Genomic DNA, 12,490 nt, shown 5'->3' with positions numbered 1-12,490 from the left:
TTAATTTTATTCATTTCAACCTATATATATTAATTTAACCCATTTATAAATATTCTACTCCTATATATTTTTTGATGTATTAGTGAGGTTATTTCCCATTCGTTTACTAATATCTCTTAGATAATAAAGCAACTATTTTATATCGTACTTGTCTCTTTCCTCGACATTAACTATTATTAATTAATATTTATATTCAATTATCCTAATAAGGGGTATCGCCAACATTTCTCTGAATCACACCAACAGGAATTTAAAATTACTTTAAATCAAGCAATATCAATGCTTCTTAATGCCTACACATAATGGCTTTAATATTAAGACAAATAACTCTACGCAAAGGTATACCATTACGTAGAGTAAAAAGCCCCATAAAATTGTATGTGTAAAGTATAACAAAACAATTACGAACATCTACGTAAAGTACATTTACCTTTATGAAGATGTTTTAAAGTTCTTACTGGTGTTATTCAGACTTATGTTGGCGAGACCCCTAGAAGAAGAAAAGAGACTATAAATCGGAGCTTTGCAGATTCAAAACAACTGCATGGGCTTCGCTATTGCCATATGCGTGGATTAGAAAATGTGCAAGAGCAGTGTCTGCTTACAGCAGCAGTACAGAATATGAAAAAGATAGCTAGACTGCTATCTTCAATGTTTTTGATTTATTAACTAGAAATTTGGTGGTTATTACTAATTTATCCATAACTAAAATGCTATCGCATAACTGCATTTAACAAACCTGAGTTTAACGACAGAAAGACATAAGATATCCTAGTATACGATTGGAGTTAAATCTATCTTTGATATTACAACTTAATCATTCCCTCTAACTATGTATATTAACGAAATATGTATTGCTAAAAAAAATAAAAACAAGGTTATTATGTGCTTCTCTAGGAACCCCAAACCATCAAGAATAGGCATAATTATATCAAGTACTACTAAATGGGTGTTTTTGCCTGAACCGTCCAAGAGGTATATTAGTAAAATTGCAAATCAGTCAATGGGCTGTTCGACCACTTATTTATTCAGCTGTTAGACTATTTCTATATTTTTTTACTCATGTTAAGGTTAATTAATAAGAAGAGTTGTGGCCTCTAAGTAAAATTCATTTTATTTTAAAAAAAATATAAAAGGAAGTGTTTTCTATGTTAGAAGAAACATTATTTACGAGTGAAAGAGCTAAAGAGATTGGTGAAAGTATTGGAATTAATTGGACAAAATTTAATGTAGAACAGTTCAGAATGGGATTGGTGGTTGAGCTTGAACATGGAAAGATATCTCCAGATACAAATGTTTCAGATAATGACCCATTAGTTACAGCAAAAATTGCGCTTGCACATTTGGAAGAATTTCCTGACTATTATACTAGACTAGAAAAGATGGAAAATAAAGCTGAAAAATATTGGGATAATCATAATTCCTTAAATGACAAACAAGAAAGTGACGTAAATAGTAAAAATATTTATACTGGGGACAATGATGAGGAGGTTTTAAATTGTGAAGGGAAACCTTGCAATTTTGTATACGATGATGTAAAAGGACAAGAAAAAGAGGATTAGTTAGTTAACGCGTATATTAAAATATAAAATTTTGGAGGTATAATTATGATTAAACTTAAAGAAGTCTATAAATGTGAAATTTGTGGTAATATCGTAGAAGTTTTACATTCAGGTGATGGAGGTTTAATTTGTTGCGGACAGCCAATGACATTACAGGTTGAAAATACAGTGGATGCAGCAAAAGAAAAGCATGTGCCAGTTGTTGAAAAGGTTGATGGTGGAGTTCTTGTTAAAGTTGGTGCAGTTGAACATCCCATGTTAGAAGCACATTATATTGAATGGATAGAAATTCAAACTGCAAATAAAATGTACAGAAAATATCTAAATCCTGGTGATAAACCTGAGGCTATATTTCTTCTAGAGGAAGAGATTTTGAGTGCACGAGAATACTGTAATGTTCACGGATTATGGAAAGCATAGAATATTTCGCTGAATTTAATTAAATTCATATATACTTGAGGGTATTCGCACCAGAAGTTTGCCCTTCATGTGCTTATCAAAAGGCTTATTTTGATATATTCACGGAAAACTATTAAAAACTAAATGTATTTTTAAAGAAATGTTTAAAGCTGTGAGTTTAATTCATGGCTTTATTCATTTCTTTAATTTTATCTCTTACTTTCTTTGGTAAATCACCACTTAATGCTCTTTCTAATAAGGTAGGCATCTTTACTCCATTGATTATTTTAATTTCTGAAATTGAACTTTGGTTAAACAAATATTTGAATATTCCATTATTATAATTAATGCTTAATCCTGCCATTACATCAATATCAAAACCATTTACAATATATTCATAAAAATATTATGTGGAATATGTTTCTGTTTTTTCCCATATTTTCTTTTCACCAATACTTTTAAGAATTTCATCTGCTTTTTCAATATCCTTTACACTTACTAATATATCTATATCATTATGTTTATCAATAAGCCCGAAATGATTTAATAATATTGAAGCACCAACTCCCCACACAATTCTTTGTTCATTAAGCTTTTCCCTTAATTTAATATAATGGAGGAGACAAATTTTTTTTCATAATTTCTATCCCCTGTCTTTTTACCTGAGAGATTCGATAGAAAACGATAATTCTTACGCAAACTTAATTTCTACATGTACAGTTTAAGTAGCTTATCTTAATAATACTATCTTGCTCCTTCGGTGTCTGTTTAATCAGCTCTCTCCAGAGGCTCGTCCAATTACGGTTTTCTCCTAATAAATAGTCTCCGTGCAAAACTACTAGGTGCCTGAAAGTTTCTCCTCTTCGGCGGATGGCAAGCCATCTCTCTCCCACAATCTTCATCCGAACACAATATTCAATTTTGTTAGCAAACTCTAGTTTTTTTTATTATGCAAATTCTCATATTTTTAAAATCAAATAGCAAAATATAATTTATTTTACTTAAATTGTATATATTAACCACATGTGTCTATTTTGTATATTTTGTCTTTTTTTGTATATCTTTGTCGAAAACTATGGTATAATGTAAGAAAGTGATAGTAAAGTACGATATAAATGCTCTATAATTTAAGGATAAAAAGGAGTGTGAATTATATGCTAGAAATAATAGGTGGCGTGGTTGTTATAATTGTAATACTTAAAATAGTCGGAATTCTGTAAAATTAAAGGTAACTCGGACCGACTGAGGGCGTTTGGAATTGCATCAAAAATGCCAAGTTCTACTGATTTAAAACAGTCTGATATTTAATAATATTTTAGGAGTGATAACAATGTCTACTAAATATAAAAAATTATTTGAGCCACTTACAGTGGGAAAACTGACTATTAAAAATCGTATTGCTATGGCGCCTTTGGGTATGATAGCAATGGCCGATCCTTGCGGTGGTTTCTCTGAAAATGCACAGGAATACTATATTGAGCGTGCAAAAGGCGGAACTGGTCTGATTATTACAGGAATAACAAACGTAAATTACAATGAATTGGTACCTCTGGTAATGCCATGTGCTTCATACCAACCTCTGCTATTTGCAAAGTCCTGTGCTCCCATGAATGAAAGAATTCATGCTTATGATTCCAATATCTTTCTTCAGCTCACTGGAGGACTTGGAAGGGTTGCAATTCCACATCTTATGGAAAATGCCATTGCACCATCTGAGCAAGAAAATAGATGGGATTCATCTATTAAGCACAGAGCTATGACTGTTGATGAAATCAAAGAATTGATCGCATCCTTTGTGTCCTGCGCAGTCGTTGCAAAGGAATCCAAGTTTGATGGGGTTGAGGTTCATGCCGTTCATGAAGGGTATCTTTTAGATCAGTTCGCTATAGCCCTGTACAATAAGAGAACTGACGAATATGGCGGAGATTTGTTAGGTCGCTTAAAGATTTCTATAGATATTGTGAAAGGCATTAAGGACGCCTGTGGCAAAGATTTCCCAGTGTCTTTACGCTACAGTTTAAAGAGTTTTGTCAAAGCAATACGTAAAGGGGCTCTGCCTGGTGAGGATTTTGTGGAACAGGGTAAGGATTTTACTGAGGGCATTGAAGCCGCTAAAATTTTAGTGGAGGCCGGATATGATCTTTTGAACGTAGACGCAGGAACTTACGATTCCTGGTATTGGAATCATCCCCCTATGTATTTTGAAAAGGGCATGTACCGTAAATTTGGAAAGATTCTAAAGGAGAATGTAAATGTTCCTATTATTCTTGCAGGTAGGATGGATGATCCTGATATAGCTTGCGAAGCGCTTGGTACTAGCTGCGATATCGTTGCTTACGGCAGACCACTACTTGCTGATCCTTATCTTCCAGAAAAAATTAGGACCGAAAAGCTTGAGGATATTCGCCCATGTCTATCTTGCCATCAGGGATGCCTTGATAGACTTGCTCACGGCTTGCCACTTTCCTGTGCTGTAAATCCAGCCTGTGGCAGAGAAAAATCTCTGGCAATCACTCCGGCTATTGAAAAGAAAAATATATTGATAATCGGTGGCGGCCTTGCTGGTATGGAAGCAGCACGAGTCTGTGCCATTCGTGGTCACCATGTAATTCTTGTGGAAAAAAGCGATAAACTTGGTGGAAACATTATTGTTGGAAGTGTGCCTGATTTCAAGAAAGATGACCGTGCACTTCTGAAATGGTACACTGTACAGCTTAAAAAACTTCCGGTGGATATTAGGTTGAACTACGTAGCTGATCGAGAAAATATACACAAATGCAAAGCAGATGTTGTTATTTTTGCTACGGGGTCCACACCTGTGAAAATAGACTTTGGAGACAAGAACCACATTTACACGGCGGATGATATTCTAAAGAATAAAGAAAATGCAAGAGAGGATATCGTTGTTGTTGGAGGTGGTTTGGTGGGTTGCGAAACTGCTTTGTGGCTGCGTCAGCAGAAAAAAAACGTTTCAATTGTGGAATCAAAGTCACAGATACTAGGTGGTGGAGAAGACATGTGTTTCGCAAATTATGATATGCTTAAAGATCTTTTAGTGTTTAACAAAATTGAAGTGTATTGTAACTCATCCGTAAATACTATAAATGATGCCTCTGTCATGGTGAAAACTCCAAATGGAGAGAAAGAAATAAAGGCAGATACTGTCGTAGTTGCTGTGGGTTATCATTCCGAAAAATGGTTATATGACACTATGGTAGATTCCAATAAGATTGTTTACAATGTTGGTGATTCCCGTAATGTGCACAATATCATGTATGCTATATGGGATGCTAACCAACTGGCACGAGAACTATAAAATGATTTGAATTTTCACGGCTTCGCTTAGGCGGAGCCATAAAAAATAGCAAACGCAAACTTCCAGTTTATGTAACGACCTCCGAGGTCGTAGTAAAAACTAGGAGTTTTTACTTTCTACTCTTTATATTTTCATTAATTTTCATTATGATACATTCAAAATTACAATCTTTATTTGTGATATTTTAATTGTAAAAAAAGACACAAATGCAATAAAGAACACAAAGAAACCTTCTTTTTTTCTCAATTATAGTTAAGAGTAATAAATTACACCCAGATTACAATAAGTCGTATTTCCACTTCCTCTTAGCAAACACAAACTTCCAGTTTATGTAACGACCTCCGAGGTCGTAGTAAAAACTGGGAGTTTTTACTTTCTATTTAAATGAATATTGTCTGGATTTGCTTTCAAATCGGAAGCCGTAACAAAATAACAATTTTCCTGTGTATTCGCACTTACAGGCGATTATGTTTGGAATTTAAACCAAAAGGTTAATTCTGAAAATTTACGTCCATTACAACAAATTAAAATTTTTTTAAAAAATAAAAAAACGATTCTTTAAATATGTTAAATAATTCCTCAATGCGTTTTTTCTTTTTTGGGTCATATCGGTCCTTGCTACATGAATAATATAAATACATTTAATAAATAGTCGGTACCATTCCCCCATCCATACGGATTGGAGAACCTTTAAATGCGGATGCATAAGGACTACATACAAATGTAGTTAGTCTACCTATTTCAATTGGCTTAATAAATCGCTGTATTTCAGATTGAGGTATGTTTGTAGTCATAAATTTTTTCTCTTTTTCTAAAAAAGTCATATCCTCATTAGAATACATACCCTCAATTATTTTATACACATTTTCAGAGAGAGTTGGTCCTGGCATGAGCGTATTGACTGTAACTTCTGTTCCTATTGTTAATTTAGATAAGCTTTTTGACAATGATAATAGCATTGATTTTGTCATACAATACTGAGGCATTTGTCCTCCAGGCATAATCGCTTCTTCACTCGCAATAAAGATAATGCGGCCATAATCACTTTTCAACATTTTAGGTAAATAAAATTTAGATAATCCATTTGCAGCAAGAACATTAGTACGGAAGTATTTTTCCCATATTTCATCGGTAACGTCCTTATACTGCATAATTTCATAAATACCCATATTGTTAACTAAAATATCAATATTGGGATATTTTTCAAATAAAACTTCTCTTTGTTGAATATCCACAATATCGGCTGTAGCATTTTGAGGAGATGTAGCCGGAAAATCTGACTTAATTTCATTTACAGTTCGTTCTACCTCTTTATAATTTCGTCCATTAATTAGTACATTAACACCTTCTTTGGCAAGTTCAATGGCAATTGCTTTACCTATACCTTTCGTTGATCCTGTAACTAAAGCTGTTTTATTATTTAATCCCATATCCATAATATATTTCTCCTTTATATATCTAGTGTTAAGAACCTTTAAACCCTTACACCATCTTATTTTTACTTTGACTACATGTATTTAACGTATCATTTAAATATACTACCGCATTCCATATAAGGCAGAAAACACGCCCTATACTCCATTTGGTTTCATTATAGTTACTTTAATTACTAGCACTATATTTATAGTATTTCATGTTATTTTGTAGCTATTACTAGGTTATCCTTCTTTTTATATAGTGTTAAAAAATTGATTTTAAAGACAAAGTCAATTTATCGAATTTGTACCTAAATGTTGAGTACGCCAATTTGCAGGAGTATCACCTTCCCAAAGGTGGAAAGCGCGATAGAACGAGTTCTGGTCTTCATATCCAATCAGGGCGGCCACTTCTTTAATATCAAGTGATGGGTCTGCCAAGTATTCTCGTGCCTGTTCATGCCGGACTTGTGTCAATAGATGCTTGAAGCTCGTACCTTCGTCAGTAAGACGGCGCTGCAAGGTACGATCGCTCATCCCCAACTCGCTCGCGACAGTCTGAATGTTGAGGCGCCCTCCTGGTAAGATACGTTTCATAATCCACTTGACCATATCGGTGATTGAGCGTCTGCGTTGCTGCTCATCCAACGATTGATCCAATACGGGAGTCAAAATCTCCAGCAACTCTGCGTTGTACGAGATAAAGGGACGGTCCAGATCTACTCGATGTAGCGTCAACCGGTTACAATCTGCACCGATCCGAACACGGCAGCCGAAGTAAGCTTCAAGTACATGTACATCGCCCATTGGTTTCGAAAATTCTACAGATTTCGCCGTCAAAGGTTGACCTGTACCCCGACGCCCTAGCTCCAGAAGAAATGCCAGCGTGATACCAACCAGCATCGGCGGACCGGGTTGCTCGGTATACAACCACTTCAATTCGATTGTACAGTTTTCACCTTCCTCAGTGATGCGTAAACTTTCGGGTGGGCACAGTTGTTTGTACCGTGCCATTCGCTTTAGGGCGTCGCGGTAGTCACGAGCATGGTAAGTCGCTAAGACGGTCGGTGGGTAATGCGCTGTTTCAAATACGGTCGTAAGCTTGATAATTCCTTTGGCAGTGTCATCAATGAGATCGGAATAAGCCTGCCAGATCGCGAAATATTGGGCGGTGGTGACAACTGGTTCAGTAATAATGGTGAGCGGCAGTTGTGCTTTTCGAACCACGTCAGGGGCTGCAATCCCTAATTGACATAATCCAGCCCAAAATCCTGCTGGCATTTTAATATGAGTATGAGACTTCATACATATGGGTCCTCCTTTAGCTATCTGCGCATTCACTAGTTTTTGTTGTGATTGCGTCCTGCCTTGTTGGTGTTATAATTAACATTATACCTCTCCAATGTCATTCTGTAACTAGCAAATGGCGACATTCAACTTGCCAATTACGCCAAATATGTCCGTTAAATTCTTCTTCTGTTTTTACTTTACCTAATTCCCTTATACCTGAACCTAATGTGATATTTAAATCTAATTTATAGTCTTCCATAATTTGATGAGCATATTCAATTGTATATAATAGAGAAAACCATACAATTTAATAAGATGTTATATTGAACAAAAAAAGAATCATCTAAATTCCAGATGGTTCTTTCTTTATTATTTTGATTTTTATGGCCTTTTAGATAAAAATATCTATCAGTTTGTTTGGAGTATAAACTATTATTTCAAATTATTCTGAGTAACATCAATTATATGTTTCATTCTTTCAAAATCAAGGAGTAATACTTTCTTTCCTTCCTCTGTGATTAGATATACTTTACGTCTAATATCATCACTTTCAACAGGATTATTTAAGCTACCTCAACTACATTAAAGCCTTCTTTTTGTGCTTCATCCACAAAATTAGTTTCATCAATATGCATACAATAGACTTGTTTTCTATATTCTTTGGGAATGATTTCACTTAAAACTCTTAATGATGTGTGAACATTACCATCAAAATCATTAAGGCATGTATCATGATATATTAGATTACCTAACTTTAAAAAAGGAATTACATCGAAATTAGTCTCATATGTGTCTCCACTATAGAAAATATCATTTTCTTCATCAAATTTTAATATATACGAATAGGTGTTAACTGCTTTAGAATGCTTAGTTAACGAAGGTGAAAATTCTAATTCTAAAAAATCAATTCTTCTATTTTCAGTATCAATGATAATAAAACTCTGGTTTTCAATTAAACCAACAAGTTCTAAAAATTTTCTTATTTTATCTTTCTCATAAAAGTAAACCTTTGTCACTATTTTATATTTCCAATAGCAAAATCCAATGAAGCTACCTAATGAACCTATGTGGTCTGAATGCATATGGGTAATCAAAACATGTACATTTTTTATTTCCTCAATTAAATTTTTTTCAACAATTGTTTTAAATACAGCATCTCCACAATCTAACAGTAAAAGTGTTTCATTTTTTATCATGTAAGCAGAAGTATTTCCTTCATTAGTAGTATATCCTGCTCCTCTTCCAAGGAATTTCAGTCTATTCATATCATCACTCCTAAAAAGTTATTTGACGTTATATTTCAAACCTTTCATATACATTAATCTTAAAACTATCTGGAGTAAGAATAAAATGTCCTACATCAATATATTTGGGTTTACTTATACCTAAAGGTTTACTTTTTTTAAAAATATTTAATTAGCAAACAGAACTTTTCCACTTCGTTACCAATTTCTGTAACGGGGTCGTGTCAGCAGACCAATAAATTTAAGCTTTCTATTAAAGATTGTAGTCATGTTGAATATTATTTTATAGAACCAGCCTTCCCTGTTTTCAGGTGACTGCCCAGCTCCATAGTTCATTAAAGAAGTTAACTGCTATTTTGCAATAAACCTACATTTAGGAAAATTGCAACATCCTTTAAATTGATCATACTTTCCATTTTTTAATACTAATTTGCCTCCACATTTAGGACAGATACCACTTTTTACTTTGATACTCTTTTCAGCTAATGTCTTGTGTATTGCTTTTACATGAGTTTTTCTAGTTTCTTTACTATCAACATTTAAAGAAAGTAATTTTGTATATATTTTTTCTTTAACTAAATCAGTTAGCAAACAGAACCTGTCCACTTCGTTACCAATTTCAGTGACGGGGTCAGACCCCATGGAAGAAACTGCAAACAATTTCTTCTTGCTAAGAACTTTCAAATATGAAAATGGTATAAACACATTATTATCTAGATAATAAATACATTAGAAAAATACCAATTTTAATATGCCTGATAATATATTAATTTCTTTTGAAAACAAAGAAATAATTGCTAACACCAATCCAATACCATATAAACTTAGTAAGCCTAGTGCTATACCAAAAAATACTTTGAAAATACTAAATGAGCAAATTCGCTCCGCTCATGAAAAAAACCTAGGGCACGCAAACATAAACTACCAGTTTATGTAACGACCTCCGAGGTGTAGTAAAAACTATAAGTTTTTACGTTCTAATTCAAAAAAGAAGAATCTTTTAAAAATGGTGTATATTTTAACAATGATGGAACAATTAAACGAAATTATATTATGACACTATTGGCAATAGATTAACTTATAATTAACTATATTTAGCTACTTCTTAGAAACATTATTGTTAGGTCTTAATACAATGTGGTTTAAATTTCGTCGCAGTCTTCTACTATTTTTAAAATCCACCACACGTTTAATTGTTTTTTTATCTTTATCATTTAAATTTAATTTCAACAATTCAGATTCAAGTTGCCTAATATTTAACTTCATTAAACAACTATAGTTATATTTGCTTATTTGTTTTTTATTATTAATATTAGGATTCTTAAATTCTTTTGTGTTAGTTTCTACTCTTATAATGTCTATTAAAGAAATTACTATATCCTCACCTACTACTGCATTTTTAAACCATTTGGTTATAACAACTTCTTTAGAATAGATATTTTTATCTTTAGTATAAGTAACATTTAATCTAGCTCCAATTTTAATTTTATTTCTTATTTCGCTTCTCTGCATAGTGGAAACTTTTGAGCAGTTTATATATCTGTAGCCAAAAGCATCTATATTATCATTTATGTTCATTTTTTCCTCCAATCGCTTATTGTCTTAGATTATTTAGCAAACAGATCTTGTCCACTACGTTACCAATTTCTGTAACGGGGTCGTGTCAGCAAACCAATAAATGTAAACTATCTACAAAAGATTATAGTCATGTTGCATATTATTTTATAGAACCAGCCTTCCCTGTTTTCAGGTGACTGCCCAGCTCCATAGTTCATTAAAGAAGTTAACTGCTATTTTGCAATAAACCTACATTTAGGAAAATTCCCACATCCTCTAAATTTACCATTCCTTCCATTTCTTAATACTAATTGACCTCCACACTTGGGACATATACCACTTTTTACTTTGATACTCTTTTCAGCTAATGTCTTGTGTATTGCTTTTACATGAGTTTTTCTAGTTTCTTTACTATCAACATTTAAAGAAAGTAATTTTGTATATATTTTTTCCTTAACTAAATCAGTTATGTCCTCAGACTTGTATTTCTTAATTGTCTTAGGTAAATTGATAGTGTACACAACATCTGTTTTTGATGTTACTTTTAACTCCGCTCTTGTTGTAAAAGCTACTATTGAAATATAATTTATATCTTCAAAATCATTTAAAACCTCTTTTAATGCTTGTATATGCCCATAATTTTGTTTTATTGGATTATGAAGATTCTCTTTACGCTTATAAATTACCTGCTTCCAATTATCATCAAATTCATTACCAATAATCCACCCTTTATAATTCTTAGTTTCTATAACAAAAATACCATAGTTAGATACTATTACATGATCTATCTGTGTTGTTTTATTTCCTACTTGCAGCATTATATTGTTAATTAACTTATACTTTGTTTTATCAAGACCTGATAAGAAAAAAGCAACAGACTTCTCACCAATGGCTCCTTTGATTTTAGGCATAAAAATTTCTAATACACCTGCTGCAATAACTAATATCCATAGGTACCAAAACTTCGCTACCAATTCAAGTAGAAACAGAGCTTGTCTGTTTCACTTCCAATCTCTGTAAGGGGTCAGTCCCTTAGGTAATTATGTAACTTGATTCCAATTATCATCATTTGCATGTTAGGTTTTCTAACAACAGTGATTAATTCAAATTATTAAAATGAAATACTTCCTTTTGTCTCCGTGTCTTCCCCAAAACCCAGCTAACTTTACCTTATGCTCTATGCATACCTTTAAACCATCTTTTCTATTTTTCAAAAGTTCTAGTTCAACCTCAATCTCTTGGTTCTGATCATTAGTTATAATAACTTTGAACCTATCATTTGAAATCCCTTCTATAAGATTATAAATGGGTGGACTACTATTTATTGACGTAAAATATTTTAACCAAAGTACACTGTCCACATTTATATACTCATATAGATTACTTATATCCTTTCCACCTTCTAACACTGGAGAAGATGTAACTATAGGGATCACTAATTTCTTTAATCGCTTATAAGACTCTTTAAAATCATTGGTAGGTAAAACTATCTTACCTTCTTTAATATTACCAACAAAAGAAACATTGCCTTTATAAGCTAAATAACCAGTGTATGCTGCTACGAGTGCATCTAGTTTATCTGTTTTTTCGTGTTTTCCAGATCCATATAATATTTTTTCAATGCTTTTAAAACCTGAGTTTTCTAATATATCAATTCTTTCTTTTAACCCCTTTGCAGTATCCTTTGGTGAAGGTATATAACCTAAT

12 protein-coding genes, 1 pseudogene and 1 riboswitch are annotated in these 12,490 nt (G+C 32.9%); of the genes and pseudogenes, 4 read left to right on the top strand and 9 right to left on the bottom strand.

Annotated features, from left to right (window positions below):
- Window positions 1-492: 492 nt before the first annotated feature.
- The 3 genes and pseudogenes from VIM70_RS00160 to VIM70_RS00150 form a co-directional block, all read left to right on the top strand.
- Window positions 493-669: pseudogene (locus VIM70_RS00160) on the top strand (transposase); the annotation flags it as partial.
- Between the two features lie 479 nt (window positions 670-1,148).
- Complete coding sequence (locus VIM70_RS00155) at window positions 1,149-1,562, top strand: DUF5661 family protein (protein WP_331942927.1); 414 nt, start codon at window positions 1,149-1,151, stop codon at window positions 1,560-1,562.
- 45 nt (window positions 1,563-1,607) lie between these two features.
- The gene (locus VIM70_RS00150; RefSeq protein ID WP_331942926.1) at window positions 1,608-1,982 is read left to right on the top strand and encodes a desulfoferrodoxin; all 375 of its coding nucleotides are present in this window, start codon (window positions 1,608-1,610) and stop codon (window positions 1,980-1,982) included.
- Between the two features lie 157 nt (window positions 1,983-2,139).
- On the opposite strand, the gene VIM70_RS00145 is transcribed toward VIM70_RS00150, so the two are convergent.
- A complete protein-coding gene (locus tag VIM70_RS00145; protein ID WP_331942925.1) occupies window positions 2,140-2,325 on the bottom strand; it encodes a hypothetical protein in 186 nt (61 codons plus the stop codon).
- Window positions 2,326-2,367: 42 nt separating this feature from the next.
- A complete protein-coding gene (locus VIM70_RS00140; RefSeq protein WP_331942924.1) occupies window positions 2,368-2,535 on the bottom strand; it encodes a hypothetical protein in 168 nt (55 codons plus the stop codon).
- 66 nt (window positions 2,536-2,601) lie between these two features.
- Window positions 2,602-2,757, bottom strand: a riboswitch (glycine riboswitch).
- Between the two features lie 534 nt (window positions 2,758-3,291).
- Between VIM70_RS00140 and VIM70_RS00135 the strand changes: the two genes are divergently transcribed.
- A complete protein-coding gene (locus VIM70_RS00135; protein WP_331942923.1) occupies window positions 3,292-5,277 on the top strand; it encodes an FAD-dependent oxidoreductase in 1,986 nt (661 codons plus the stop codon).
- A 641-nt stretch (window positions 5,278-5,918) separates the two neighbouring features.
- Here VIM70_RS00135 and VIM70_RS00130 read toward each other — a convergent pair.
- The 7 genes from VIM70_RS00130 to VIM70_RS00100 form a co-directional block, all read right to left on the bottom strand.
- The gene (locus VIM70_RS00130) at window positions 5,919-6,713 is read right to left on the bottom strand and encodes an SDR family NAD(P)-dependent oxidoreductase (RefSeq protein WP_331942922.1); all 795 of its coding nucleotides are present in this window, start codon (window positions 6,711-6,713) and stop codon (window positions 5,919-5,921) included.
- Between the two features lie 270 nt (window positions 6,714-6,983).
- Window positions 6,984-7,997 (bottom strand): AraC family transcriptional regulator, encoded by a 1,014-nt coding sequence (locus VIM70_RS00125; RefSeq protein ID WP_331942921.1) that lies wholly within the window; start codon window positions 7,995-7,997, stop codon window positions 6,984-6,986.
- Window positions 7,998-8,545: 548 nt separating this feature from the next.
- Entirely contained in the window at window positions 8,546-9,247 is a 702-nt protein-coding gene (locus tag VIM70_RS00120) for an MBL fold metallo-hydrolase (RefSeq protein WP_331942920.1), read from the bottom strand.
- A gap of 330 nt (window positions 9,248-9,577) precedes the next feature.
- Entirely contained in the window at window positions 9,578-9,886 is a 309-nt protein-coding gene (locus tag VIM70_RS00115; protein WP_331942919.1) for a topoisomerase DNA-binding C4 zinc finger domain-containing protein, read from the bottom strand.
- Window positions 9,887-10,324: 438 nt separating this feature from the next.
- Window positions 10,325-10,804: a hypothetical protein gene (locus VIM70_RS00110; RefSeq protein ID WP_331942918.1), complete on the bottom strand. Its 480-nt coding sequence runs from the start codon at window positions 10,802-10,804 to the stop codon at window positions 10,325-10,327.
- Window positions 10,805-11,016: 212 nt separating this feature from the next.
- A complete protein-coding gene (locus tag VIM70_RS00105; protein WP_331942917.1) occupies window positions 11,017-11,694 on the bottom strand; it encodes an NERD domain-containing protein in 678 nt (225 codons plus the stop codon).
- Window positions 11,695-11,886: 192 nt separating this feature from the next.
- The coding region (locus VIM70_RS00100) for a DUF429 domain-containing protein (RefSeq protein WP_331942916.1) at window positions 11,887-12,490 on the bottom strand (604 nt) is incomplete at its 5' end.

The sequence above is a fragment of the Clostridium sp. genome (assembly GCF_036569345.1).
In the GTDB taxonomy this organism is placed as follows: Bacteria; Bacillota; Clostridia; order Clostridiales; family Clostridiaceae; genus Clostridium_AD.
This window is presented reverse-complemented; position numbering and strand designations above follow the sequence as displayed.

Coding starts and splice junctions, on each gene's coding strand:
- VIM70_RS00145 (WP_331942925.1), bottom strand. CDS start 2,325: ATGGCAGGATTAAGCATTAATTATAATAATGGAATATTCAAATATTTG.
- VIM70_RS00105 (WP_331942917.1), bottom strand. CDS start 11,694: ATGCCTAAAATCAAAGGAGCCATTGGTGAGAAGTCTGTTGCTTTTTTC.
- VIM70_RS00135 (WP_331942923.1), top strand. CDS start 3,292: ATGTCTACTAAATATAAAAAATTATTTGAGCCACTTACAGTGGGAAAA.
- VIM70_RS00125 (WP_331942921.1), bottom strand. CDS start 7,997: ATGAAGTCTCATACTCATATTAAAATGCCAGCAGGATTTTGGGCTGGA.
- VIM70_RS00120 (WP_331942920.1), bottom strand. CDS start 9,247: ATGAATAGACTGAAATTCCTTGGAAGAGGAGCAGGATATACTACTAAT.
- VIM70_RS00155 (WP_331942927.1), top strand. CDS start 1,149: ATGTTAGAAGAAACATTATTTACGAGTGAAAGAGCTAAAGAGATTGGT.
- VIM70_RS00150 (WP_331942926.1), top strand. CDS start 1,608: ATGATTAAACTTAAAGAAGTCTATAAATGTGAAATTTGTGGTAATATC.
- VIM70_RS00130 (WP_331942922.1), bottom strand. CDS start 6,713: ATGGATATGGGATTAAATAATAAAACAGCTTTAGTTACAGGATCAACG.
- VIM70_RS00110 (WP_331942918.1), bottom strand. CDS start 10,804: ATGAACATAAATGATAATATAGATGCTTTTGGCTACAGATATATAAAC.